Below are 24,728 nucleotides of genomic sequence, written 5' to 3' on the forward strand. Positions count from 1 at the left end.
ACATTTGATCGTGCCCAGTCTCTAGTTTTGGATCTACCGAGGCCTGCATGTCTTTCGATCTCTCCGCGCGCCTCGCTGCCCGCCGTGCCGAACACCTTTATCGCCAACGCCCTTTGCTTGGGAGCCCCCAGGGCCCGCAAGTGGTGGTGGACGGCCAGCCGCTGCTGGCGTTCTGCAACAACGATTACCTGGGCCTGGCCAATCACCCGCAAGTGATCGAAGCGTGGCGCGCCGGTGCGTCCCGTTGGGGCGTGGGCGGCGGCGCCTCGCACCTAGTGGTGGGCCACTCCACCCCTCACCATGAACTGGAAGAAGCCCTGGCCGACCTCACCGGTCGCCCACGCGCGCTGCTGTTTACCACCGGCTACATGGCCAACCTGGGTGCCGTCACGGCGCTGGTGGGGCAGGGCGATACGGTGTTGGAAGACCGCCTTAACCACGCCTCGTTGCTGGATGCCGGCTTGTTGTCCGGCGCGCGGTTCAATCGTTACCTGCACAACGATGCCGACAGCCTGGCCAAGCGCCTGGAGAAAGCCACCGGCAATACCCTGGTGGTCACCGATGGCGTATTCAGCATGGACGGTGATCTGGCCGACCTGCCCGCGCTGGCCCGTGAGGCGCGCGCCAAAGGCGCCTGGTTGATGGTGGACGACGCCCACGGCTTTGGTCCGTTGGGCGCCAACGGTGGTGGGATCGTCGAGCATTTCGGCTTGAGTCAGGAAGACGTGCCGGTATTGGTCGGCACCTTGGGCAAAGCCTTTGGCACCGCCGGCGCATTTGTGGCTGGCAGTGAAGAGCTGATCGAAAGCCTAATCCAGTTCGCCCGGCCGTACATCTACACCACCAGCCAACCGCCCGCGCTGGCCTGCGCCACCCTGAAAAGCCTGGAGTTACTGCGCACCGAACATTGGCGCCGCGAACACCTCAATGCGTTGATCCGCCAATTCCGCCTGGGCGCCGAACAGCTTGGCCTGGATTTGATGGACAGCTTCACGCCGATCCAGCCGATCCTGATCGGCGACAGCGCCAAGGCCGTGCGCCTGTCGCAGATGTTGCGCGAGCGCGGCCTGATGGTCACCGCGATTCGTCCGCCAACCGTGCCCGCCGGCAGTGCACGTCTGCGGGTGACCTTGACGGCGGCCCACACGCAGGCGCAGGTGCAGCTACTGTTAAACGCATTGGAAGCGTGTTTGCGCTTGTTAGGCGCCACGGAGCCCAACCATGCGTGATCGACTGATATTGCTGCCCGGCTGGGGCCTTGGTGTATCGCCGCTGGAGCCTTTGGCCGCAGCCCTGCAGGGCTTGGATGAGCACTTGCGGGTGCAGGTCGAGCCGTTGCCTGCGCTTGAGTCCAGTGACCTGGATGAATGGCTGGATGAACTCGACGCTACGCTGCCGGACAACGCCTGGCTGGGCGGCTGGTCCCTGGGCGGTATGCTCGCCTCTGAGTTGGCGGCGCGGCGCGGTGAGCGTTGCTGCGGCCTGCTGACCCTGGCGAGCAACCCCTGCTTTGTCGCCCATGACAGCTGGCCGAGCGCGATGCCCGCCGAAACCTTTGATGCCTTCCTTGCCGGTTGCCATGCCGATTCCCAGGTGACCCTCAAACGCTTCGGCCTGTTGTGTGCCAAGGGCGCCCAGGACCCACGCGGGCTGGCGCGCCTGTTGGTCAGCGGTGCACCGAATACGCCTTCGAATCTGTTGATGGCCGGCCTTGAGCTGCTTGCCCAACTGGACACCCGCGAAGCCCTGCTGGCCTTTCGCGGCCCGCAATTGCATCTGTTCGGCGGGATGGATGAACTGGTGCCCGCCGAAGCCGCCAGCCACCTGCTGAGCTTGCTGCCCGATGTTGAAATCGGCCTGATTGAACAGGCCGGTCACGCGTTTCTTCTGGAGGACCCCCACGGTGTAGCGGGGGCCATCCAGGCTTTTTTGCATGAGTGTGTCGATGACTGATTTATCCCACGCCCCACTGCCAGGTACCTTGCCGGACAAGCGCCAGGTGGCGGCTTCGTTTTCCCGCGCCGCCGCCAGTTACGACAGCGTTGCCGAGTTGCAGCGTGCCGTGGGCCGTGAGTTGTTAGCCGCTTTGCCGGCTGGCAGCGCACCGCAACGCTGGCTGGATATGGGCTGTGGCACGGGGTATTTCAGCCGTGTATTGGGTGAGCGCTTGCCCGTCAGCCAAGGCATCGCGCTGGATATCGCCGAAGGCATGCTCAACCATGCACGACCGCTGGGCGGCGCACAACACTTCATCGCAGGGGATGCCGAACGCTTGCCGCTCAAGGCTGGCAGCGTGGATCTGATCTTCTCCAGCTTGGCGGTGCAGTGGTGCGCGAACTTCGACGCGGTGCTCAGCGAGGCTTATCGCGTGCTGCAACCCGGCGGCACATTGGCGTTCGCCAGCCTGTGCGTGGGCACGCTGGACGAGTTGCGCCAGAGCTGGCGCGCGGCCGATGGCCTGGTGCACGTCAACCGCTTCCGTACGTTTGAGGCATACCAGCAATTGTGTGCGGCCAGCGGCCTGCGGGTGGTGAGCCTGGAGCGGCGCCCCCATGTGCTGCATTACCCGGATGTGCGCAGCCTGACCCATGAATTGAAGGCATTGGGCGCGCATAACCTCAACCCCGGCCGGCCGGGAGGGTTGACGGGGCGCGCGCGGATTGTTGCACTGGTGCAGGCTTATGAGCAGTTCCGTGAAGCTCAGGGTCTGCCCGCCACGTATCAAGTGGTGTACGCCGTACTGGAGAAACCGCTATGAGCGCCGCCTATTTCATCACCGGCACCGACACCGATGTTGGCAAGACCACCGTTGCCGCTGGCCTGTTGCACGCGGCGCGGCAAGCCGGCAAAAGCACGGCGGCCGGCAAACCGGTGGCTTCCGGTTGCCAGGTAACGCCCAAGGGCTTGCGCAATGCCGATGCCCTGGCGTTGCTGGCCGAGTGTTCATTGCCGCTGCGCTACGACGAGGTCAACCCGGTGGCGTTCGAACCGGCTATTGCACCGCACCTTGCGGCGCGGGAGGCGGGGGTGTCGCTGACGGTGCAGTCATTGCTCAAGCCCATGCAGCAGATTTTGGCGAAAGGCGCGGAGTTCACCTTGATCGAAGGCGCAGGTGGCTGGCGTGTGCCCTTGGCGGACCAGGCCAACCTGTCGGACCTGGCCATGGCGCTCAAACTGCCGGTCATCCTGGTGGTGGGGGTGCGCCTGGGTTGCATCAGCCATGCCTTGCTCACCGCCGAAGCCATCGCCCGCGATGGCTTGCAGCTGGCCGGGTGGGTGGCCAATATCATCGACCCCAAGACCTCTCGTCTGGAAGAAAACCTCGCCACGCTGGCCGAGAGACTGCCCGCCCCGTGCCTGGGAAGGGTGCCAAAACTTAGGCACGCCGGTGCTGAAGCCGTGTCGGCGTACCTGCAGTTGGATTTGCTTGACTGATTTTGGCTATCGCTAAGGCATTGTGCCATTAGTGTTTTTGACGGGCGTTTTGCCAGGTTCTCTGCTTCAATCAGCGTTCACGATTCTCTAAAGGCAGGCTTACGCCATGGACATCTCTGGAAGCAGCGCGTTTTACTCGGGCCTGAGCACTATTCAGACCGGGCAGAACCGTGTCGACCAGGCCGCCGGCAAAATCGCCAGCGCCGCGACCAACCAGCCTTCGGATGCACAGGTTGATCGTCTTCGCGCCAACGACCGCGCCCAGCCTTCGAACTCGGCCAGCAATATGGTTGAGATGGCCGAAGGCAAGTTTCAGGTGGAGCTGGGCGCCAAAGTCGCCAAGGCTTCGGATGAAATGCTCGGTACGTTGATCGATACCTACGCTTAAATCGCCTCTATCCGCATGCCTGCTCTTTTGTGGGAGGGGGCTTGCTCGCGATGACAGAGTGTCAGTCAATATTTTGATCGACTGATACACCGCCATCGGGAGCAAGCCCCCTCCCACATTTGTTAGATGGTGTCCTGTCGAACTTCTACACTCCCTTTGCTGTGGCTCCTCGCCGCAAGCGTCCCTGCGTGCGCCATTGATTCGCGTCATGACAAACGGCGTCTTGACATCCCTAGGTCGTAAACGTATGTTTCAAACACCTGTTTGACCGCTACAATAAATTCCACGCGGTTGTTCATTCCAGCTACATCAGCAGAGGTTTATCGCTATGCCTGACTACAAGGCCCCCTTGCGTGATATTCGCTTCGTTCGTGACGAACTGCTTGGCTACGAAGCGCACTATCAGAGCCTGCCGGCTTGCCAGGACGCTACCCCGGACATGGTTGACGCCATCCTTGAAGAAGGCGCCAAGTTCTGTGAGCAAGTGCTGGCCCCGTTGAACCGCGTGGGCGACATCGAAGGGTGCACCTGGAGTGAGTCAGGCGTTAAAACCCCTACGGGTTTCAAGGAAGCCTACAAACAGTTCGTCGAAGGTGGCTGGCCAAGCCTGGCCCATGACGTGGAACACGGTGGCCAAGGCCTGCCGGAGTCCCTGGGCCTGGCGGTGAGCGAAATGGTGGGTGCCGCCAACTGGTCGTGGGGTATGTACCCAGGCCTGTCCCATGGCGCGATGAACACTATCTCCGAGCACGGCACCCCCGAGCAGCAAGACGCTTACCTGACCAAGCTGGTATCGGGCGAATGGACTGGCACCATGTGCCTGACCGAACCGCACTGCGGCACCGACCTGGGCATGCTGCGTACCAAGGCCGAGCCTCAGGCCGACGGTTCCTACAAAGTCTCCGGCACCAAGATCTTCATCTCGGCCGGTGAGCACGACATGGCCGACAACATCGTCCACATCGTACTGGCCCGCCTGCCGGATGCTCCGGCTGGCACCAAAGGCATCTCGCTGTTTATCGTGCCTAAGTTCCTCCCTAACGCCGACGGTTCGGTGGGTGAGCGCAACGCGGTGACCTGTGGTTCCCTGGAACACAAGATGGGCATCCACGGCAACGCCACCTGCGTGATGAACTTCGACGCGGCCACCGGTTTCCTGATCGGCCCGGCGAACAAAGGCCTGAACTGCATGTTCACCTTTATGAACACCGCTCGTTTGGGCACCGCGCTGCAAGGCCTGTCCCACGCCGAGATCGGCTTCCAGGGCGGCCTCAAATACGCTCGCGACCGCCTGCAAATGCGCTCGCTCACCGGCCCGAAAGCGCCAGACAAAGCCGCTGACCCGATCATCGTGCACCCAGACGTGCGCCGCATGCTGCTGACCATGAAAGCCTTCGCCGAAGGCAACCGTGCAATGGTGTACTTCACCGCCAAGCAAGTGGACATCGTCAAGTACGGCACCGACGACGAAGCCAAGAAGCAAGCCGATGGCCTGCTGGCGTTCATGACGCCTATCGCCAAAGCCTTCATGACCGAAGTCGGTTTTGAATCGGCCAACCACGGCGTGCAGATCTACGGCGGTCACGGCTTTATCGCCGAATGGGGCATGGAGCAGAACGTTCGCGACAGCCGCATTTCGATGCTGTACGAAGGCACCACCGGCATTCAGGCCCTCGACCTGCTGGGCCGCAAAGTGCTGATGACCCAAGGCGAAGCGCTCAAGGGCTTCACCAAGATCGTGCACAAGTTCTGCCAGGCCAACGAAGGCAATGAAGCGGTCAAAGAGTTCGTCGCACCGCTGGCTGCACTGAACAAAGAGTGGGGCGAGTTGACCATGAAGGTCGGCATGGCCGCGATGAAGGACCGCGAAGAAGTCGGGGCTGCCTCGGTGGATTACCTGATGTACTCCGGTTACGCGTGCCTGGCTTACTTCTGGGCCGACATGGCGCGCCTGGCAGCGGAAAAACTGGCTGCAGGCACTACCGAGGAGGCGTTCTACACCGCCAAGTTGCAGACCGCGCGCTTCTACTTCCAGCGTATCTTGCCGCGTACCCAAACCCACAAAGCCACCATGCTGTCGGGCGCCAACAACCTGATGGACATGAAAGAAGAAGACTTCGGCCTGGCTTACTAAGCCTTACCGGGTTCACTTCCAGAGCCGCCGCTTCGTGCCAGAAGCGGCGGCTTTTTTGTGCATGATGAAAAAACCGCAGTACAGCGCTCAGGGATTGCCGCTACCTGCCGTTACAGTGATGGCAATGTGATACATGCGTGCCAGGTTGTGCTTAACTGTCAGCATTAAGGCACAGTGCCATCATTCTTTGCGGGTCGGAGTTTTACCCTTGTCACGCGTGTCTGCTGTACGTTTCAGTCATTTTCTTCCTTCGTTGCTGCTGTTGCTGGCCGGGCTCTCGGCTGCGTACGTCAAGGATCTCAACGTTTTCTTCACCTCACTGTTCAATGTGCTGCCAACCTTGGTGTTGTTGCTCGGCGGGTCGTACTGCGCGGTCTACCGGCGCCAGCGTGAGCTGTTCTTGATGGTCACGGTGTACATCGCCTACTTCCTGCTGGATACCCAGACCGACTTCTACCGTGACAACGGCCGTGTGCGCGAAGATGCCGCGGTGGTGTTTCACCTGTGCTGCCTGCTGCTGCCGCTGTTGTTCAGCATCTATGGCATGTGGCAGGAAAAGACCCACCTGTTCCGCGACTTCGTCGCACGCTGCGCGGTGCTGTTTGCCGTCGGTAGCGTGGCGCTGGCCCTGGAGCAAAGTTATCCCCAGGCGCTGTTGAACTGGTTGGCAGAGATTCGCTGGCCAGCGCTGCATGGCACCTGGATGAGCTTGATCCAATTGTCGTACCCCATGTTCCTGATCGGCTTCCTGATCCTGGCGGCCCAATACTGGTACCAGCCACGCCCGCTGCACGCGGCGCAATTGGTGGGGTTGTTGGGGATGTTCTGGATGTTGCCGCAAACCTTCATCCTGCCCTTTACCCTCAACATCATGTGCAGCCAGGTGATGCTGATGATCGCCGCCGGCGTGGCCCATGAGGCTTATCAAATGGCCTTCCGCGACGAACTCACCGGCCTGCCGGGGCGCCGGGCCCTCAACGAACGCACGCAGCGGTTGGGGCGCAACTACGTGTTGGCCATGACCGACGTCGACCACTTCAAGCGCTTCAACGACACCCATGGCCATGACGTGGGCGACCAGGTGCTGCGCCTGGTGGCGAGCAAGCTGTCCAAGGTCAATGGTGGCGGGCGTGCCTACCGCTACGGTGGCGAGGAGTTTGCCGTGGTGTTCGCCGGCAAGACCCTGGATGAGTGCATGCCGCACCTGGAAGAGATCCGCGAGATCATCGCCAACTACGACATCAAGCTGCGCAACCCGGACCGCCCGCAAGACGACCAGCAAGGTCGCCAACGCCGCGCAGGCAGCGGTGCAACCAGCGTCTCGGTAACCGTAAGTATCGGTGTGGCCGAGCGCCAGGCCGAGCAGCGCACCCCCGAAGAAGTACTCAAATCCGCCGACCAGGCGCTGTACGCCGCCAAGGGCGCGGGGCGCAACTGTGTGGTGGCTGCCGGGCAAACCCGGCGTGGCGCAGTGCGCATGGAGAGCGCTGCCGGTTGAGTAATGGCGCTGTATTCAGCAGCGCTACAGTGATTGTCCAGGCGTGTGCCCGGCAGTAGGTTGAACCCATCTGCTGCCGGAGACATAACAATGCCTGAATATAAAGCTCCCCTGCGCGACATGCGCTTTCTGATCGACAACGTGTTCGACTTCCACGGCCACTACGCTGCGCTGGGCGCGACCGACGCAAGCCCGGATATGGTCAGCGCGATCCTCGAAGAGGGCGCCAAATTCTGCGAAAACGTGCTCGCACCGCTCAACCGTAGCGGTGATGAAGAAGGCTGTCATTTCGACAATGGCGTGGTCACCACGCCCAAAGGTTTCAAGCAAGCCTTCGCCCAGTACGTAGAAGGCGGCTGGCACGGTGTGGCAGCAGACCCGGCCTACGGCGGCCAAGGCCTGCCCCAGTCCCTGGGCCTGGTGCTGAGCGAAATGATCGGCTCCAGCAACACCTCGTGGGGTATGTACCCCGGCCTTACCCACGGCGCCATGTCGGCGATCCACGCCCACGGCACCGCCGAGCAGAAAGACACCTTCCTGACCAAGCTCACCGCCGGCGAATGGACTGGCACCATGTGCCTCACCGAAGCCCATTGCGGCACCGACCTGGGGCTGATCAAGACCCGCGCCGTGCCCCAGGCGGACGGCAGTTATGCGGTCACCGGCAGCAAGATCTTCATCTCTGCCGGTGAGCACGATATGAGCGCCAATATCGTTCATCTGGTGCTGGCCAAGCTGCCGGATGCGCCGGCGGGCACCAAGGGCATTTCGCTGTTTATCGTGCCCAAGTTCCACGCCGATTCCGGTGAGCGCAACGCGGTGCATTGCGGCTCCATCGAACACAAGATGGGCATCAAGGCTTCGGCCACCTGCGTGCTGAACTTCGACGGCGCCAAAGGCTTTTTGATTGGCGAGGCGAACAAGGGCCTCAACTGCATGTTCACCATGATGAACCACGCACGCCTGGGCACCGGCATGCAGGGCCTGTGCAACGGCGAGGCGAGCTTCCAGGGCGCGATCAAGTACGCCAACGACCGCTTGCAGATGCGTTCGCTCACCGGCGCCAAGGCCCCGGAAAAAGCCGCCGACCCGATCATCGTGCACGCCGATGTACGGCGCATGTTGCTGACCATGAAGGCCTTCAACGAGGGCAATCGGGCCCTGACCTATTTCACCGCGCAATTGCTCGACACCGCGCACCTGAGCAGCGACGCCGGCCAGCGCCAGGAGGCCGAGGACCTGCTGGCCTTCCTCACGCCCATTTGCAAAGCCTTCATGACCGATACGGGGCTGGAAGTGACCAACCATGGCATGCAGATCTTCGGCGGCCACGGGTACATTCGTGAATGGGGCATGGAGCAATTGGCCCGGGATGCGCGGATTGCGCCGATCTATGAAGGCACCAACGGCATCCAGGCCCTCGACCTGTTGGGTCGCAAGGTATTGGGCAGCCAGGGCAAGTTGTTACGCGGCTTTACCAAAATTGTGCATAAGTTCTGTAGCGCGAATGCCGAGCATCCGCAGCTCAAGGCCTATGTGGCGCAACTCAATCAACTGAATGGGGAATGGGGCGAACTGACCACCCAGGTCGGGAGCGCGGCCATGAAGAACCCCGATGAAGTCGGCGCGGCAGCAGTGGATTACCTGATGTACAGCGGCTACGTGGTACTTGCCTACCTGTGGTTGCGCATGGCGATCGCTGCTCTTGAACAGCAAGAAAGCGATTTCACCCAGGCCAAGCTGGCGACATGCGCGTTCTACTTCAAGCGCTTGCTGCCGCGTACCGCCACCCACCGCGCGGCGGTAGAAGCGGGCAGCGAATGCCTGATGAGTCTGCCGGCGGAGGCATTTGCGCTGTAATGACTTAAAAATACCAATCAGTCACAAGTGGACCCTATGTGTCTGAAAAGTTGTTCGGGTACACTCTGAGCCTGTAAAACCGACTCTTACCGAATTACTTTTCACGTTCTCACGAGGTTTGCCATGGCTGATTACAAAGCGCCGCTGCGTGATATGCGCTTCGTCCTCAACGAAGTGTTTGAGGTCGCCAAGACTTGGGCCCAATTGCCGGCATTGGCAGACAGCGTTGACGCCGAAACCGTAGAAGCGATCCTCGAAGAAGCCGGCAAGGTCACCGCCAAGTCCATCGCGCCAATCAGCCGTGGCGGCGATGAGCAGGGTTGCCGTTGGGATGACACGGCGGTGTTTACCCCCGATGGTTATCCACAGGCCTATAAAACCTACGCCGAAGGTGGCTGGGTGGGTGTAGGCGGTGATCCGGCCTTTGGCGGCATGGGCATGCCCAAGGCGGTGTCGGCCCAGGTCGAGGAGATGATCAACTCGTCGAGCCTGGCGTTTGGCCTGTACCCGATGCTGACCTCCGGCGCCTGTGTATCGATCAACACCCACGCCAGTGAAGAACTCAAGGCGGCTTACCTGCCGAAGATGTATTCCGGCGAGTGGGCCGGTTCCATGTGCCTGACCGAGGCCCATGCCGGTACCGACCTGGGGATTATCCGCACCAAGGCCGAGCCACAGGCGGATGGTTCCTACACGATCAGCGGGACCAAGATCTTTATCACCGGTGGCGAGCACGACCTCACCGACAACATCATCCACCTGGTACTGGCCAAGCTGCCAGACGCGCCGGCGGGTCCCAAGGGCATCTCGTTGTTCCTGGTGCCGAAGTTCATGGTCAATGCCGATGGCAGCCTGGGCGCGCGCAACCTGGTGAGCTGTGGCTCCATCGAACACAAGATGGGCATCCAGGCGTCCGCGACCTGCGTGATGAACTTTGACGCGGCCGTGGGTTACCTGGTGGGCGAGCCCAACCGTGGTTTGGCGGCGATGTTTACCATGATGAACTACGAGCGCCTCGGTGTAGGCATCCAGGGCCTGGCGTCCGGCGAGCGCTCTTACCAGAACGCGATTGAATACGCCCGTGACCGTTTGCAAAGCCGCTCGCCCTTGGGCGCCCAGGCCAAGGACAAGGTCGCTGACCCGATCATCGTCCATCCGGATGTGCGGCGCATGCTGCTGACCATGAAGGCCGCGAACGAAGGCGGCCGTGCATTTTCTACCTATGTGGCCACCCAGCTGGATATCGCCAAGTTCAGCGATGATGCCGCCGCCCGTGAGCGTGCAGACAACTTGGTGGCCTTGCTGACGCCGGTGGCCAAGGCTTTCTTGAGCGACCTGGGCCTGGAAACCACGGTACTGGGCCAGCAGGTGTTCGGTGGCCACGGTTACATTCGTGAGTGGGGCCAGGAGCAGTTGGTGCGTGATGTGCGCATCACGCAGATCTACGAAGGTACCAACGGCATTCAGGCGCTGGACCTGATGGGTCGCAAGATCGTCGGCAGTGGCGGGGCGTTCTACACCCTGTTCGCCGATGAGATCCGCCAGTTCATTGCGTCGACCGGTGCCGAACTGGCCGAGTTCACCAAACCGTTGAGCGCTGCGGTAGACAACCTGGACGAATTGACCGCCTGGGTACTGGACCGTGCCAAGAGCAACCCGAATGAAATCGGTGCGGCGTCGGTGGAGTATTTGCATGCATTTGGATACATGGCGTACGCCTACATGTGGGCGCGCATGGCCAAGGCAGCGTTGGGCAAAGAGGCCGAGGAAGACTTCTACGCCAGCAAGCTGGGCACGGCACGTTTCTACTTTGCCCGCCTGCTGCCGCGTATTGACTCGCTGAGTGCCTCGGTCAAAGCCGGTAGCGAATCGCTGTTCCTTCTGGATGAAGCACTGTTCTAAGGAGGTCGAGGGCGTGTAAGCATTCTCTTACATGACGTGCTGCTATTCGTCCTCTATCGCCAAATTGGATCCACAGATAATCTACTTCACATGGACGTCGCGCAGGAAGCGCAAAGCAACAACACGGACACGTAGGATTCTGCCAGGACGGCGGAGTGAAATGGATGTCAGGGAAACAGTCTGCAAAGCCCCGCTTCGGCGGGGTTTTCTTTTGCCCGCGAAAAAGTCAGGCGGGGGCCTGCGGGGCGTTCATCACGTCTTCGAGCAAGGTTCGCAGCAACGTCACCGTTGCCTGCTGGCGCTGCACATCGCGGCATACCAAGCCCACTTTGAGTGGCACCCTGGGTTCACTCAAGGGTTTCCACAGCAGCAGCTGGCTGTTGTGTTCGTCCTGAGAGCGTCCTGGCAGCACCGTGGCCAGCTTGGTGTGGGGCAGGCTGTCGAGAATCCCCACCATGGTATTCAACTCCGCCTGCACTTGCGGGCGTCGCCCCAGGTTGGACAGTTGACCCTGCCAGATCTGCCGGACCTGAAATTCCTCCCCCAGCAGCAACATCGGCAACTCGGCCGCCTGTTTCAGTGAGACCTTCTTGAATTCCCGCAGGGGATGATCCTCTGGGATGACGACTTTCAACTCATCTTCGTACAACAGCACACCATGCAGCCCAGGCTGACGTGGCGGCAGATAACTGATGCCGATATCCAGCGAACCGTTCAACAGTCGCCGCTCAATTTCAAGCCCAGTCAATTCGTAGATCTGTACCACTAGGTGCGGCTGGGCCTTGCGCACACGTTCCAGCATTTGCGGCACAAGGCTGGTGTGCACGGTTTGCAGCACGCCGATCGCCAAGGTACGCATGGCTTGACCCTTGAAGTTGCGCAGTGCTTCCACCGCGTGCTGCAGGCCATCGATCAGCGGCAGGGCGTGGTTGTACAGCGTATGCGCCGCCAGGGTGGGCAGCAGGCGTTTGCTGCTGCGCTCGAACAGGCTCACGTCCAGGTTCTGTTCCAGCTGACGAATCTGCTGGGACAGTGCCGGTTGAGAGATCGAGAGGCGCTCGGCGGCACGGCCGACGTGGCCTTCTTCATACACCGCGACGAAATAACGCAGTTGCTTGAAATCCATAAGACTTACTTATCGAAAATGCTGGAAAATCGAAATGGCCGTTGGCCCCCGAGGCGCCTAGTCTAGCGCCTATTCGCAGGGCTTACAGGGCCGGATCGGGCAATGAACAGCGTTTATCTTGATAGCGTTTACATAGGCAAGGCAAAAAACCTCAAGGCCGCATTGGCCCGTCGCAGTGACCAAGGTCCGGTTGCTATTGGGGGGCAGATGTGAATCTGTTCCGTCGCCCCGCGCCGAGCCTGGACGATCTGATTCTGGAGCCGTTCAGCAATAACCCTTCCAGCGAATCCCTGATGCCCTCCGTGGCGCGGCCGCCCCAAGTCTTCGTACGCGGCCAGGGCTCCTGGCTGTGGGACAGCGATGAGCGTGCCTACCTCGATTTCAGCCAAGGCAACGCTGCCAATAGCCTCGGCCACAGCCCGCAGGTCTTGATCAAAGCCCTGGCCGATCAAACCCAGGCGCTGATCAACCCTGGTAATGGCCTGTATAACCGCGCTCAACTCAACCTCGCCGAACGCCTGTGCCATCGCACCGGCAGCGACCAGGTCTACTTGCTCAACAGCGGCGCGGAAGCCTGTGAAGCCGCGATCAAGTTGGCGCGCAAGTGGGGCCAGCTGTATCGCGGCGGTGCCTACCGCATCATCAGTGCCAGTGCCGGTAACCATGGCCGCAGTTTTGCGGCGATGTCCGCGTCGGCGGGGGGGCCGCAAAACCGCTTTGAACCGCAATTGCCGGGCTTCAGCCATGTGCCGTTCAACGACCTGCCGGCTTTGCACGCCGCCGTCGATGCGCAAACCGTCGCCATTCTGCTCGAACCTATCCAGGGCGGAGCCGGCGTGATACCTGCGACCGAGCACTACCTCAAAGGGGTTGAGCGCCTATGTCGCGAACTGGGCATCCTGCTGATCCTCGATGAAGTGCAAACCGGCATCGGCCGTTGCGGCACCTTGCTCGCCGAACAGCAGTACGGCGTACGCGCCGACATCATCACCCTCGGCAAAGGCCTGGGCGGCGGCGTGCCGTTGGCGGCGCTGCTGGCGCGGGGCAAGGCCTGCTGTTTCGAAGTGGGGGAACTGGAAGGTACCCATCATGGCAATGCGCTGATGGCCTCGGCGGGCCTGGCGGTGCTCGATACCGTTCTGGAGAAAGGCTTTCTGGAACATGTGCGCGAATCCGGTCTGTACCTGGGCGAAGGCCTCGCCCGCCTGGCGTACCGCTATGACCATGGCCAACTGCGCGGCCACGGCCTGATGTGGGGCCTGACACTGTCGGATGATTCTGCCGATGCCGTGGTAAAGGCGGCGCTGCATGAAGGCCTGATCCTCAACGCCCCTCAACCCAACTGCCTGCGTTTCACTCCGGCGCTGACGGTGAGCAAAAGCAATATCGACGAAATGCTCCTGCGCCTGGCCCGTGCCTTCTCGCGGGTGCGCACCGCGCAACTGCAATGCCGCAAGGGCATCGCTGTTTAACCCTTATTTTCTGAACCGTCTCGCGGTATACGCGGCGCCTCCGGCCTGATTTTTTTGGCTGGGGGCGTTTTTTTGTGGGTGCAACAACGGATGGCCTTACGCCAGATTCCACTGAACCCTCACGAACCCCCAAGGTCGATTAGCTACACGGCTCACACGAGCCGATTTTCTGGAGCTGAACCCATGGATTTCATTCGTATCATCATCGCCATTCTGTTGCCGCCACTGGGTGTGTTCCTGCAAGTGGGTTTCGCCGGCGCGTTCTGGCTGAACATCCTGCTGACCCTGTGCGGCTACATCCCCGGCATCGTGCACGCGGTGTACATCATCGCCAAGCGATGAGGCTGTCAGCCTTTTGCGATGAGCCGTGAGTTGCGCTCATTGCGAAAGGCCAGTTGCTCGATGGTCTGGGTGGCGTGCTCGGCTTCTTCCCGTGCCTGAAGGATGATGCCGTGCTGCTCAGACTTGCTGCACACCGGGTCGGCATTGCTCGCATCCCCTGTGAGCATGAACGCCTGGCAACGGCAGCCGCCGAAGTCCTTTTCTTTTTCATCGCATGAACGGCACGGCTCGGGCATCCAGTCGTAGCCGCGAAAGCGGTTGAAGCCGAAGGAGTCGTACCAGATGTGCTGCATGCTGTGGTCGCGCACATTGGGAAATTGCACCGGCATCTGTCGGGCGCCGTGACAGGGCAGGGCGGTGCCGTCTGGCGTTACTGTCAGAAAGATGCTGCCCCAGCCGTTCATACAGGCTTTGGGACGTTCCTCGTAGTAGTCCGGAGTGACGAAGATCAGCTTGCACGGGTGGCCTTCGGCTTCCAGCTTGGCGCGGTATTCGTTGGTGATGCGTTCGGCGCGTACCAACTGTTCTTTGGTCGGCAGCAGCCCCACGCGGTTGAGCTGCGCCCAGCCGTAGAACTGGCAGGTGGCGAGCTCAACAAAGTCCGCCTCCAGGGCGATGCATAGCTCGATGATGCGGTCGATCTTGTCGATATTGTGCCGATGGGTGACAAAGTTCAGCACCATCGGGTAGCCGTGGGCCTTTACCGCACGAGCCATTTCCAACTTTTGCGCGAAGGCTTTTTTCGAACCGGCCAGCAGGTTGTTCACCTGCTCGTCGCTGGCCTGGAAGCTGATCTGGATATGGTCCAGGCCGGCTTTTTTAAAGTCGCTGATCTTCTGCTCGGTCAGGCCTATGCCTGAGGTGATCAGGTTGGTGTAGAACCCCAGCTTGCGCGCTTCGGCGATCAGTTCGGCGAGGTCCTGGCGCACCAGGGGCTCGCCGCCGGAAAAACCCAATTGCGCGGCGCCCATTTCCCGGGCCTCGCGAAACACCTTGAACCACTGCTCGGTACTCAGCTCCTTGCCCTGCTCGGCAAAATCCAGCGGGTTGGAGCAATACGGGCATTGTAACGGGCAGCGGTAGGTCAGCTCGGCGAGCAGCCACAACGGCAAGCCAACCGGCGGTTTTTCAGGCAAGGGTAATCCAGTGCTCTGCACGGGCGACCTCCATGAACTGCTCGATGTCGTCACCCAACTCGGGTACGCCGGGGAACTGCTTGTCCAGCTCGGCAATGATCGCGGCAACATCACGCTCGCCGTCGATCAACCCGCCGATCAGGGCGGCGCTGTCGTTGAGCTTGATCATGCCCTCGGGGTAGAGCAACACATGGCCCTTCTGCGCCGGTTCGTACTGGTAGCGATAGCCCTGGCGCCAGGTGGGTTTTTTGCTGCGATCAAAGCTCATAGGGGGATCCCTTTATGCCATACCCGCTGGTCGGTCACGCTGTGATAGGGCGGGCGTCTCAATTCGTAGGCCATGCTCATGGCGTCCAGCATGCTCCACAAAATATCCAGTTTGAACTGGAGAATTTCCAGCATGCGCTCCTGGCCTTCGCGGGTGGTGTAGTGCTGCAAGGTGATCGCCAAACCGTGTTCCACGTCGCGACGGGCCTGGCCCAGGCGGGTGCGGAAATACTCGTAGCCGGCGGGGTCGATCCACGGGTAATGCTGCGGCCAGCTGTCGAGGCGCGATTGGTGGATCTGCGGCGCAAACAGTTCGGTCAGCGAGCTGCTGGCGGCTTCTTGCCAGCTGGCGCGGCGGGCGAAGTTGACGTAGGCATCCACCGCAAAGCGTACGCCGGGCAGTACCAGTTCCTGGGAGCGCAGCTGGTCTGGGTCGAGGCCGACCGCTTGCCCCAGGCGCAGCCAGGCTTCGATACCGCCGTCTTCACCCGGCGCGCCGTCGTGGTCAAGCAGGCGTTGGATCCACTCGCGACGGATTTCCCGGTCCGGGCAGTTGGCCAGGATCGCGGCGTCCTTGAGCGGGATGTTCACCTGATAGTAGAAACGGTTAGCCACCCAGCCCTGGATCTGCTCACGGGTGGCGCGGCCTTGGTACATCGCCACATGGTACGGGTGATGGATATGGTAGAAGGCGCCCTTGGCACGCAGGGCATGCTCGAATTCGTCACGCGTCAGCGGTGTGTCAGTCATCTCGTCTGCTCCTACAATTCAATGCTCATGCCGTCGTAAGCCACTTCGACATTGCGCCGCACCAGTTCCGCTCGCTCGGGGGAGTCTTCATCGAGGATCGGGTTGGTGTTGTTGATGTGGATAAGCACTTTGCGTTGCTTGGGCAGTTGCTCCAGCACTTCGAGCATGCCGCCGGGGCCGTTTTGCGCCAGGTGGCCCATTTCGCGGCCGGTGCGGGTGCCGACGCCACGGCGCTGCATTTCATCGTCATCCCACATTGTGCCGTCCACCAGCAGGCAGTCGCTGCCGGCCATGATCTCCAGCAGCGGCGCGTCCACTTTGCCCAGGCCTGGGGCATAGAACAGTTTGCCGCCGGTGCGCAGGTCTTCGACGATCAGGCCGATATTGTCGCCCGGGTGCGGGTCGAAGCGGTGCGGCGAGTAGGGCGGTGCGGCGCTGCGCAATGGCAGTGGGGTGAAGCGCAGGTTGGGGCAGGCCGGCACGGTGAAGCTGGTATCCAGCTCGATGCGGTTCCAGGCCAGGCCGCCGTTCCAGTGGGTCAGCATGGTGAACAGCGGAAAACCGGTGCTCAGGTCTTCGTGGACCATGTCGGTGCACCATACCTGGTGCGGGCAACCTTCGCGCAGGCTCAACAGGCCGGTGGTGTGGTCGATCTGGCTGTCCATCAGGATGATGGCGCTGATACCCGTGTCACGCAGGGCGCGGCCCGGCTGCATCGGTGCAAAGCTTTGCAACTGTGCGCGAATATCCGGCGAGGCGTTGCACAGCACCCAATTCACGCCGTCTTCGGAGATCGCGATGGACGACTGGGTGCGCGCCTGGGCCCGCAGGCTCCCATCGCGAAAACCCGCGCAGTTCACGCAGTTGCAGTTCCACTGCGGGAAACCGCCGCCGGCGGCGGAACCTAGAATCTGGACAAACATGGTCGCTCCATCAAGCAAAGCTCAAAAACTAAAACGCCCCGGGCGGGCCGAGGCGTTGTATTACCCAGCGGATTAACGGCTGGCGAAGTACATGGTGACTTCGAAACCGATACGCAGATCAGTGTAAGCAGGTTTGGACCAGGTCATATTCTTACTCCTACGAAGGGATGGGACATTCACTACCAAGTAATACATTTAGTCCACCTCCAGTCGGAGATGTTCAGGTAGGTGCGTAGGAATAATACTCAGTTCTGGGCGAGTTAGCGCTGTCTGGGTGGAAAAAGCCTGTTACGGGGTTGGCAATGATCAGTCTCCTGGCCGCCAGGAATCATCCAGGCGGGGGCCGTTGGCAACGCAGTGCCAGCCGCCAGTGGCGTCGTTGAGTTGCTGGGCCGCATGCTGCAAATCCGCCGGCGTGCGGGTTTGGATCAGGCGTGCAAGCTCGTCCAGATAGGAAGACGGATGACCAGCCAACTGAGCGTGCCACAGCAACTCGGCGGCTTGGGCAAGTACAAGTGTCTGTGCAGAAAACTGCTGTGCCAGGGCCTGATTGCCCAGGTCACTGCTGCTGCTGATCAGGCTCGGCAATTGCCGCAGGAAGGTTTGCAGGTGATCAACGATTCCTTCCAGGGACACGCTGGGGGACTGCACACCCAACAGCAAGCCGGTTTGCCCGTTGATCTGTCGCACGCCGCTGAACACCGCGTAGCCAATTTGCTGCTCTACCCGCAGGCGCTGGTAAAACGGACCCTGCAGCAGGTGCCCGAGCAATCGCCACGCGGCTTCATCTGCCAGGGTTTGGCTTGGCACCGGGCAAAACAGCAGCAGGGCGACCTCCTGGGAGTCGGTAATTACCTCGTGCCAGATGCGTTGGCTACCAAGGCTTGGGGGGCTGTGTTCGATACGTGAGGGTTGACCGGGCAGGCGGGCGGCCGCCGTTTTGATCGCGGCTTCAAGGGCGCTGGGAAAACCCAACCCGAGGCCCTGCCAGCATGCGTCAGCCCATGAGGCTTGACTGTTTGCTGGTGCAGATGCAACGCAGCGAGTGGGCAGTTCTTTAAGCAACTCGCGTATGGCAATCATGGGTGTCGACGCCTGGGGCGCCTGCTGCGTCTGGCTCAGGCTCAGGCAGTTAGCCAGCGCTTCCAGTATGGCTGGCATGGGTTCGTGCAGCCCGACCATTTTTACCTGCCAATCAGGGCCGATGGTTTCACACGACACGTCCACACCCGCTTGGCGTGCCTGCTCGCGCAACGGTTGCAAGGCGCTTTCCAGGCCGGAGGGCGCAAACCGCCATTGCAGGTACAAGGCCCCTTCATCGCCCTCATTGGCCAAGGCTTGGCTGAAGGTCAGTGACGACACGTCCCTGCGCCCTCGTGAGCGATCCTGCGCAAAGGTGCGCAAGCCGCGGTGAGCGCTGGTCTGGCCGCGTATAAGACCTGCGCGTTCTTCCTTGGCCGGCGGGCGCAGGAACGGGTTATTCGGTGGTAGCTGCCAAGGGTGCTGGGAGGCTGGCAGATGCATGGCGTCGAGCATAGACCTGAGGGCAGCAACAGACTGTTCCGACAGATCTTCCTGATGACGGCGAGCCAATGCCAGGGCACCTTGGACCTGTTGCTGGCGAGCGGCCAACAGGGCGAACTCTTCTCGCAGTGAAGTCCAGTCACTGTGTGCGAAAAAGCCCAGCCAGTCGTACAACAAGGCCTGGATTTGTGTCGCCGGGTCGCCTTGGGCGCCCAGCGTCACGTCGATATCCAGCACCGCTTGCCCGGCGTAGTGATACACCACCGTCGCTTGCAGGGCCGTGGCCCATTCTCGTGCTTGCAGTTCGGCCAGCAGTCCGCCTGGCGCGCAGGCGTTCAACCAGGTGCAGAGGAACTCCAGGGCTTCAGGGGGCGCGTCACCGATGATGACTTGATGCAGGTGATTGTCGGCAAGGTGTTGATAGCCCTGTGTCTGATCGAGCATCAGCCTGGGGGGGGCGGCTTGTGGGCGCAGAGGGCCTGGGGTCAGCATCTGGCTGAACCCCTGTGCCAAGGCTTCTAGTGCTTGCAGTGACTGTGGGCCGGCAAGGCTCAAGGTCATCTGCCCGCTCTGGTAAAACTGCTGATGGAAACCCCGCAGGGCCCGCTGAAAGGCCTCACGCTCCACGGGCAGGCTGTCGCGGTTGCCCGCGTGGAAGCCCCTTAGCGGATGATCAACCGCTAGCCCTTCCAACAATTTGACCTGTTGCTGCGCCTTCGCGTCCTGGGACCAGGCGACAAACTCCGCATGCAGCACTTCGCGCTCGCGCAGTTGATCTTCCAGGGCCAGGCGGGGGTGGGTCAGCATGTCGGCCAAACGCTGCAGCCCATCGGCAAACAGGGGCACCGGCAGTTCAAAGAAAAAGTCCGTGGTGCGTTCACGGGTGCTGGCATTGACCTGCCCACCCTGGCGCTGCACGTAGGCCATCAACCCTTCGCCCGTAGGAAACCGTTCAGTTCCCAGAAACAGCAGATGCTCCAGAAAATGCGCCAGCCCCGGCCACGCCAACGGCACGTCATGGCTGCCGGCCGCCACCCGTAACTCAGCGGCGCAACGCTTCAAGCGTGGGGCATGACGCAGGGAAACCCGCAGGCCGTTGGCCAGGGTCAGGTGAACAGGATGAGGGTGGGCCGGCGCAGGCATGGGCACTTCCGAAACGTAGGAAGTGCCTATGCTAGCAAACCCATGGGGTCAGGGCTTGTGCAGCGCGCTGTACAGCTCGGGGCGACGGTCTTGCAGGTAGTGATTGGCAGCGCGCGCGTCGAGGATCGATTGGCGCTCCAGTGTGCCGACGATCAAGGCTTCATCCAGACCGGCCTGGGCGATGCGCTGGCCGTTCGGCGCGGCAATGCTGCTTTGCCCGCAGTACTGAATCTCGCCTTCGTGCCCGCAGTAATTGGCGTAGGCCACATAGCATTGGTTTTCAAAAGCTCGCGCCCGCACGGTGACATCCGCCACAAAGTCGAACGGCACCATGTTGGCGGTGGGCACCAGGATCAGTTCGGCACCGGCCAGGGCCAGGCGACGGGTGTTTTCCGGGAACTCCAGGTCGTAGCAGATCAGCAAGCCCAGTTTCCAGCCGTTGAGTTCCACCACCGGGAAGTCATCGCCTCCAGCACTGAACATCGAGCGATCCAGGTCGCCGAACAGGTGAGTCTTGCGGTAGTTGCACAGGCGCTGGCCCTGGGCATCGATCAACTGTACGGCGTTGTAGATCTGCCCATCCGCGGCCCGTTCCGGGTAGCCATACAGAATCGCCAGCCCGGCACTGCGGGCCAGTTCGGCAATGGCCTGGGATGACGGCCCCTCCTGCGTCTCGGCCAGGGCACCAACGGCCTCGGCGCCAATGTTGTAGCCGCTGAGGAACATCTCCGGCAGCACCAGCACATCGGCACCGGACGCCTCATGCGCCAACTGAAGCAGGCGCTTGAGGTTGCCGGCCACATCCAGCGGCAGCGGTGGGCATTGGTACAGGGCCACACGCATGGTCAACTCCTTACTCGGCCAGGGCGATGGGGCCGATTTCATCGAACACATCGCCCGGGCCTGGGTTCTCTGGGTGGGTACTGCCACCGAAGTGGGTCATGATGCCCCATACCGCATTCAGCGAGGTCTGTACCGCGCCTTCTACCCAGGCTGGGGTCCAGGAAACGTCGTCGCCTGCGATAAAAATCCCACGCTGTTCGGCGGGCATGTCCTTCTGCATGAAGTGCGCATACATACGCTGGTTGTAGCGATAGTGGCCCGGCAGCGCGCCTTTGAATGCCCCGAGGAAATGCGGGTCGGCTTCCCAGGAAACGGTGATCGGGTCGCCGATGATGCGTGCCTTGATGTCGACCTTCGGGTAGATCTTTTTCAAAGCATCCAGCGCCAGTTTCACGCGCTTGTCGATGGGCTGCGGGAGCATTTTCAGTGCGTCACTCATCCACGAGTAAGACAGGCAAATCACCCCAGGCTTGTCGTCACCGTTATCGAACAGGTACGTGCCACGGGTCAGGCGGTCGGTGAGGGTCATGCTCATCAGGTCGCGGCCGGTTTGCGGGTCTTTGTCTTTCCAGAACGGGCGGTCGACCATCACGAACGTCTTGGAGGACTGCATGTAGCGCGTGCGGTCCAGGGCCATCCACATTTTTTGCGAGAACAGGGTTTCGTCGCACTCGATCTGGGTGGTCAGCAGCCAGCTTTGGCAGGTGGTGAGCACGGCGGCGTATTCACGGGTATCGCCGTAGTTGTCTGTGACGGCAAAGCGGCCGTCGGCAGCATGGGCGATGCGTTTGACCCCGGCCCTTGGCGCACCACGGTGCAACGAGCTAAGGCTGGTCCCGGCCGGCCAATGGGCGCAACGCTGGGGCACATGGCGCCAGATGCCCATGGGCACCTGTGCCACACCGCCGACGACCAGATGCTGATGGTCGTCGCAGTTGGTCATCACCACGCGGAAGATTTCCAGCATCGAGTTGGGGAAGTCCGAATCCCAGCCGCCAGTACCGAAACCCACCTGGCCGAAGACTTCGCGGTGCAGGAATGACAGTTTGGCGAACGCCTTGGAGGTGGCGACAAAGTCGTAGAAGGTGCGGTCGTCCCACAGGGGCACCAGTTTGTTCCACAGCACCTTGAGGCGTGGTACGTCGCGGTCACGGATGGCTTGCTGGATATCGCCGAACTGCGAGCCCGCTTCCAGGGCATCGGCCCAGGCGTCGGCCACTTCCTGGAACAGTGCCGGCAAATCGGAGAGTTTCTGTGCGTAATGGGTCTGCCCTTCGAGGTCGATCACCGTGCTGCCGGAGGCCGGGGTCAGTGGGTTGGGGAACGGCTTGGTCTCCAGGCCAAGCTTGTCGACATAGTGGTAGAACGCAGTGGATGACACCGGAAAACGCATGCCCCCCAGCTCGGCGATGATGCCTTCAGCGCCCTCAAAAGCCTGGGAGCGCAGGCGGCCACCCATTTTCGAGGCCTCGTACACCACCGGCTTGAGGCCCAGCTTCATCAGCTCATAGGCGGCCACCAAACCGGCGATCCCAGCACCCACTATCGCGACTTCGGCGCCATGGTGGGCGGCGGGGATACTGCCCAGGCCTGCCGGGTGCTCGATCCAGTCATCAAAGGCAAACGGAAAATCCGGGCCAAAGACAGTGATGGGTTTTTTGCCGTCTGCAGGGTGGCGATTGTTTTTATTGAACGTGTTCATGGCTGACCTTGCTGGATACCCGGCGGGGCATGACCCGCTGAGTATAGGAAAAGATGGCAGCCAGTTTAGGGAGCGTAGGGTTCGTTAATAAGACGCAAAGTGTCGTCGGATTGAATTGTTTTAAGTCAATGTGACGAACTTGGTGGTCACACTGGCTGACCGCGATCCAATTTGTTACTGAGGATGATCGAGGTGGTGGTCTTTTCCACGCCGTCGACACTGCCGATCTGGTCCAATAATTGATCGAGCTGTTCCGGCGAATCGGTGCGCAGCCAGGCCACGTAGTCGAACTCGCCGCTTACTGCGCATAGCTGTTGAACCTGGGCCATCGCACTGAGTCTGCGCAACACCTCTTTGCCGGAGCGTGCTTGCACAGTGATCCCTACGTAGGCCTGCAAACCGCCGTCGACCACGCGTTGGCCGAGTCGTACACCATAACCCGTGATCACCTGGGTTTTCTCCAGCCGGGCCAGGCGCGACGTTACCGTGGTGCGTGCGATCCCCAACTGCCGCGCCAGCATGGCGACACTTTCTCGGGCGTTGATCTGCAAGGCGGCGATCAGTTGGCGGTCGATTTCATCTAGGGCAGGCAAGGGAAGCTCCGGTGCGGGCGGCAATAGGGAGGCATGTTACAGGCTTGGGTCGGCCAGCAGGCAGCGGGCAAACAGTTGCGGCACCGGCAAGCAGCGTTGGCTGTAGCGACTGAGCAAGATGATTTCACGGTAAAACGTCAGCTTGCCCAGCGGGATAATTCTTACCTTGGCCGGGTGTTCAAGCCACAGGCCTGCCTGGGGAATCAGCGACACACCCAGGCCACATTCGACCATCTTGACGATGGCTTCCAGCTCATCCAGCTCCAGCGCAACCTGCACATCGAGCTTTTGCTCACGCAAGAACCGGCTCACCAGCCGACCGCCAAACGAAGCGCGGTCGTAGCGTACGTGGGGTTGCGTACTGATTAGGTGCAAAGGGTCATCGCCCGCCAGTGTGTGCGGCACGATCAGCACAAACGGCTCATTGCGCAATACCTGCACATGCAGCTCCTTGGGCAGGTCAAAAGGCGGCCGGATGATGATTGCCGAGTCCAGTTCACCGGCGTCCACCTGGCTCAACAGCTCCAGGGACACCCCCGGCACCAGCTTGCACTCCACCGCCGGCGCGGCCTGGTGTAAGCGCAGCAAGGCCTGGGGCAGCAGACCAGTTTGCGCGGTGCCGATGGCGCCGACTTTCAGCTCGCCCCGGTATTCATTGGCCTCCACCGGCACCGCCATGCGGTTGAAGGTCTCCAGAATCTCCTTGGCCAATGGCAACGCACGCAAGCCAGCAGCATTCAGCGTGGCCTGACGCCCGGTACGGTCGAACAACTGCACGCCGAGGGCCTGCTCCAACTGCCGGATCTGTGCACTTACCGCCGACTGCGTCAGCCCGATATGCATACCCGCCGCCGCGAACGTACCGTGGCGGGTTACCGCGATAAAGGTCTTCAATTCCCGCAGCATGGACGTCTCGATTAATCGAAATAATTTGAGCTCGGCGCAAAAACTATCGTCTTTTCATCGCTGAGAGCAAGGCTAAACTCGATGCACTTAACGCCCCTAGAGGTTTGACCTGATGACACTCGCGCCCTTCCACCTGGCAATCCCGGTATACGACCTGGCCGCTGCGCGGCATTTCTATGGTGAAGTCTTCGGTCTGGAAGAGGGCCGTTCCAGCGACCATTGGGTCGATTTCAACTTCTTCGGCCATCAGTTGGTGATCCACGAACACCCCAAAACTGCTTCCCAGGACTCGGCCCATACCAACGCAGTCGATGGCCACGACGTGCCGGTTCCGCATTTCGGCGTGGTACTGGGCTGGGACGATTGGCATGCACTGGCCGAACGCCTGCAAGCGCGGGACACGAAGTTTGTGCTGGAACCGCATATTCGGTTCCAGGGCCAAGTGGGGGAGCAGGCGACGTTGTTTCTGTTTGATCCCTGTGGGAATGCGCTGGAGTTCAAGGCGTTCAGGGATATTGGGCAGTTGTTTGCGAAGTAACGTTTTAGGTCATCTGTGAGCAATTGGGCGATGTTAAGTCATCCCAAAATTGAGGGTGGGTCTACCTGGCTCATTCTGATTCGTTTTGAGAGCCCTATGGGGCCACCTTCCTCTTGAGCGGGCTGTCCTGGCCTGCCTTAGCGAGCACAAAGTGCGCAGTGATGGAATTTGGTAGTCCATGTCTGCGTGCTAACGCCCGCGCCAGCCAAAGCTGTCGCTAGCTCGAATATTTGGATATGCTGGGCA

General features: G+C 61.1%; 23 protein-coding genes. 12 read left to right on the plus strand and 11 right to left on the minus strand.

Going from position 1 to position 24,728, the window contains the following annotated elements:
- Positions 1–47 precede the first annotated feature (47 nt).
- From bioF to DYL59_RS09915, 9 genes are all read left to right on the plus strand, one after another.
- On the plus strand, positions 48–1,229 hold the full coding sequence (gene bioF, locus DYL59_RS09875; RefSeq protein WP_135289020.1) for an 8-amino-7-oxononanoate synthase: 1,182 nt from the start codon (positions 48–50) through the stop codon (positions 1,227–1,229).
- Positions 1,222–1,953 carry an alpha/beta fold hydrolase gene (locus DYL59_RS09880; RefSeq protein WP_135289021.1) on the plus strand — a complete coding sequence of 244 codons (732 nt, stop codon included), beginning with the start codon at positions 1,222–1,224 and terminating at the stop codon, positions 1,951–1,953. The genes bioF and DYL59_RS09880 overlap by 8 nt, the downstream gene beginning before the upstream one ends.
- Entirely contained in the window at positions 1,946–2,758 is an 813-nt protein-coding gene (gene bioC, locus DYL59_RS09885) for a malonyl-ACP O-methyltransferase BioC (RefSeq protein ID WP_135289022.1), read from the plus strand. Before DYL59_RS09880 ends, bioC begins: the two co-directional genes overlap by 8 nt.
- Positions 2,755–3,435: a dethiobiotin synthase gene (bioD, locus tag DYL59_RS09890; RefSeq protein WP_135289023.1), complete on the plus strand. Its 681-nt coding sequence runs from the start codon at positions 2,755–2,757 to the stop codon at positions 3,433–3,435. The genes bioC and bioD overlap by 4 nt, the downstream gene beginning before the upstream one ends.
- 106 nt (positions 3,436–3,541) lie before the next feature.
- Positions 3,542–3,823, plus strand: coding sequence for a pyrroloquinoline quinone biosynthesis protein PqqE (locus DYL59_RS09895; protein ID WP_105698178.1), 282 nt, complete (start codon positions 3,542–3,544; stop codon positions 3,821–3,823).
- Positions 3,824–4,151: 328 nt separating this feature from the next.
- Complete coding sequence (locus DYL59_RS09900) at positions 4,152–5,957, plus strand: phenylacyl-CoA dehydrogenase (RefSeq protein WP_135289024.1); 1,806 nt, start codon at positions 4,152–4,154, stop codon at positions 5,955–5,957.
- Between the two features lie 208 nt (positions 5,958–6,165).
- Positions 6,166–7,455, plus strand: coding sequence for a GGDEF domain-containing protein (locus tag DYL59_RS09905; protein ID WP_135289025.1), 1,290 nt, complete (start codon positions 6,166–6,168; stop codon positions 7,453–7,455).
- A 90-nt stretch (positions 7,456–7,545) separates the two neighbouring features.
- Positions 7,546–9,315 (plus strand): acyl-CoA dehydrogenase C-terminal domain-containing protein, encoded by a 1,770-nt coding sequence (locus DYL59_RS09910; RefSeq protein ID WP_135289026.1) that lies wholly within the window; start codon positions 7,546–7,548, stop codon positions 9,313–9,315.
- Between the two features lie 123 nt (positions 9,316–9,438).
- Positions 9,439–11,217, plus strand: a complete 1,779-nt coding sequence (locus tag DYL59_RS09915; protein ID WP_135289027.1) for an acyl-CoA dehydrogenase C-terminal domain-containing protein — start codon at positions 9,439–9,441, stop codon at positions 11,215–11,217.
- Positions 11,218–11,443: 226 nt separating this feature from the next.
- On the opposite strand, the gene DYL59_RS09920 is transcribed toward DYL59_RS09915, so the two are convergent.
- Positions 11,444–12,343, minus strand: a complete 900-nt coding sequence (locus DYL59_RS09920; protein ID WP_135289028.1) for a LysR family transcriptional regulator — start codon at positions 12,341–12,343, stop codon at positions 11,444–11,446.
- A gap of 209 nt (positions 12,344–12,552) precedes the next feature.
- Here DYL59_RS09920 and DYL59_RS09925 point away from each other — a divergent pair, with 209 nt between their 5' ends.
- The gene (locus DYL59_RS09925; protein WP_135289029.1) at positions 12,553–13,815 is read left to right on the plus strand and encodes an aspartate aminotransferase family protein; all 1,263 of its coding nucleotides are present in this window, start codon (positions 12,553–12,555) and stop codon (positions 13,813–13,815) included.
- A 183-nt stretch (positions 13,816–13,998) separates the two neighbouring features.
- Positions 13,999–14,157: a YqaE/Pmp3 family membrane protein gene (locus DYL59_RS09930; protein WP_007904205.1), complete on the plus strand. Its 159-nt coding sequence runs from the start codon at positions 13,999–14,001 to the stop codon at positions 14,155–14,157.
- 5 nt (positions 14,158–14,162) lie between these two features.
- Here DYL59_RS09930 and pqqE read toward each other — a convergent pair whose 3' ends face one another.
- From pqqE to DYL59_RS09980, 10 genes are all read right to left on the minus strand, one after another.
- Positions 14,163–15,293, minus strand: a complete 1,131-nt coding sequence (gene pqqE, locus DYL59_RS09935; RefSeq protein WP_135289030.1) for a pyrroloquinoline quinone biosynthesis protein PqqE — start codon at positions 15,291–15,293, stop codon at positions 14,163–14,165.
- Positions 15,286–15,561, minus strand: a complete 276-nt coding sequence (pqqD, locus tag DYL59_RS09940; RefSeq protein WP_003194772.1) for a pyrroloquinoline quinone biosynthesis peptide chaperone PqqD — start codon at positions 15,559–15,561, stop codon at positions 15,286–15,288. Before pqqD ends, pqqE begins: the two co-directional genes overlap by 8 nt.
- Entirely contained in the window at positions 15,558–16,310 is a 753-nt protein-coding gene (gene pqqC, locus DYL59_RS09945) for a pyrroloquinoline-quinone synthase PqqC (RefSeq protein WP_135289031.1), read from the minus strand. Before pqqC ends, pqqD begins: the two co-directional genes overlap by 4 nt.
- A gap of 11 nt (positions 16,311–16,321) precedes the next feature.
- Positions 16,322–17,233, minus strand: coding sequence for a pyrroloquinoline quinone biosynthesis protein PqqB (gene pqqB / locus DYL59_RS09950; protein WP_135289032.1), 912 nt, complete (start codon positions 17,231–17,233; stop codon positions 16,322–16,324).
- Positions 17,234–17,305: 72 nt separating this feature from the next.
- Entirely contained in the window at positions 17,306–17,380 is a 75-nt protein-coding gene (pqqA, locus tag DYL59_RS09955; protein WP_003194766.1) for a pyrroloquinoline quinone precursor peptide PqqA, read from the minus strand.
- Positions 17,381–17,539: 159 nt separating this feature from the next.
- Entirely contained in the window at positions 17,540–19,900 is a 2,361-nt protein-coding gene (pqqF, locus tag DYL59_RS09960; RefSeq protein WP_135289033.1) for a pyrroloquinoline quinone biosynthesis protein PqqF, read from the minus strand.
- Between the two features lie 48 nt (positions 19,901–19,948).
- On the minus strand, positions 19,949–20,743 hold the full coding sequence (locus DYL59_RS09965; protein WP_135289034.1) for a carbon-nitrogen hydrolase family protein: 795 nt from the start codon (positions 20,741–20,743) through the stop codon (positions 19,949–19,951).
- A 10-nt stretch (positions 20,744–20,753) separates the two neighbouring features.
- Positions 20,754–22,445, minus strand: a complete 1,692-nt coding sequence (locus tag DYL59_RS09970) for a flavin monoamine oxidase family protein (RefSeq protein WP_135289035.1) — start codon at positions 22,443–22,445, stop codon at positions 20,754–20,756.
- A gap of 146 nt (positions 22,446–22,591) precedes the next feature.
- The gene (locus tag DYL59_RS09975) at positions 22,592–23,038 is read right to left on the minus strand and encodes an Lrp/AsnC family transcriptional regulator (protein ID WP_135289036.1); all 447 of its coding nucleotides are present in this window, start codon (positions 23,036–23,038) and stop codon (positions 22,592–22,594) included.
- A gap of 36 nt (positions 23,039–23,074) precedes the next feature.
- On the minus strand, positions 23,075–23,944 hold the full coding sequence (locus DYL59_RS09980; RefSeq protein WP_135289037.1) for a LysR family transcriptional regulator: 870 nt from the start codon (positions 23,942–23,944) through the stop codon (positions 23,075–23,077).
- A 112-nt stretch (positions 23,945–24,056) separates the two neighbouring features.
- On the opposite strand from DYL59_RS09980, the gene DYL59_RS09985 reads away from it, so the two are divergent.
- The gene (locus tag DYL59_RS09985) at positions 24,057–24,482 is read left to right on the plus strand and encodes a VOC family protein (RefSeq protein WP_135289038.1); all 426 of its coding nucleotides are present in this window, start codon (positions 24,057–24,059) and stop codon (positions 24,480–24,482) included.
- Positions 24,483–24,728 lie beyond the last annotated feature (246 nt).

The organism is Pseudomonas kairouanensis, from assembly GCF_004682055.1.
GTDB classification, from domain to species: Bacteria; Pseudomonadota; Gammaproteobacteria; order Pseudomonadales; family Pseudomonadaceae; genus Aquipseudomonas; species Aquipseudomonas kairouanensis.

Bases quoted from the DNA above. Each gene is read 5' to 3' on its own strand.
- DYL59_RS09910 (WP_135289026.1), top strand. From the start codon at position 7,546: ATGCCTGAATATAAAGCTCCCCTGCGCGACATGCGCTTTCTGATCGAC.
- bioD (WP_135289023.1), top strand. From the start codon at position 2,755: ATGAGCGCCGCCTATTTCATCACCGGCACCGACACCGATGTTGGCAAG.
- DYL59_RS09895 (WP_105698178.1), top strand. From the start codon at position 3,542: ATGGACATCTCTGGAAGCAGCGCGTTTTACTCGGGCCTGAGCACTATT.
- pqqB (WP_135289032.1), bottom strand. From the start codon at position 17,233: ATGTTTGTCCAGATTCTAGGTTCCGCCGCCGGCGGCGGTTTCCCGCAG.
- DYL59_RS09930 (WP_007904205.1), top strand. From the start codon at position 13,999: ATGGATTTCATTCGTATCATCATCGCCATTCTGTTGCCGCCACTGGGT.
- DYL59_RS09980 (WP_135289037.1), bottom strand. From the start codon at position 23,944: ATGCTGCGGGAATTGAAGACCTTTATCGCGGTAACCCGCCACGGTACG.
- DYL59_RS09880 (WP_135289021.1), top strand. From the start codon at position 1,222: ATGCGTGATCGACTGATATTGCTGCCCGGCTGGGGCCTTGGTGTATCG.
- DYL59_RS09965 (WP_135289034.1), bottom strand. From the start codon at position 20,743: ATGCGTGTGGCCCTGTACCAATGCCCACCGCTGCCGCTGGATGTGGCC.
- pqqF (WP_135289033.1), bottom strand. From the start codon at position 19,900: ATGCCTGCGCCGGCCCACCCTCATCCTGTTCACCTGACCCTGGCCAAC.
- pqqC (WP_135289031.1), bottom strand. From the start codon at position 16,310: ATGACTGACACACCGCTGACGCGTGACGAATTCGAGCATGCCCTGCGT.
- DYL59_RS09920 (WP_135289028.1), bottom strand. From the start codon at position 12,343: ATGGATTTCAAGCAACTGCGTTATTTCGTCGCGGTGTATGAAGAAGGC.
- bioF (WP_135289020.1), top strand. From the start codon at position 48: ATGTCTTTCGATCTCTCCGCGCGCCTCGCTGCCCGCCGTGCCGAACAC.
- DYL59_RS09970 (WP_135289035.1), bottom strand. From the start codon at position 22,445: ATGAACACGTTCAATAAAAACAATCGCCACCCTGCAGACGGCAAAAAA.
- bioC (WP_135289022.1), top strand. From the start codon at position 1,946: ATGACTGATTTATCCCACGCCCCACTGCCAGGTACCTTGCCGGACAAG.
- DYL59_RS09900 (WP_135289024.1), top strand. From the start codon at position 4,152: ATGCCTGACTACAAGGCCCCCTTGCGTGATATTCGCTTCGTTCGTGAC.
- pqqD (WP_003194772.1), bottom strand. From the start codon at position 15,561: ATGAGCTTTGATCGCAGCAAAAAACCCACCTGGCGCCAGGGCTATCGC.
- DYL59_RS09985 (WP_135289038.1), top strand. From the start codon at position 24,057: ATGACACTCGCGCCCTTCCACCTGGCAATCCCGGTATACGACCTGGCC.
- DYL59_RS09915 (WP_135289027.1), top strand. From the start codon at position 9,439: ATGGCTGATTACAAAGCGCCGCTGCGTGATATGCGCTTCGTCCTCAAC.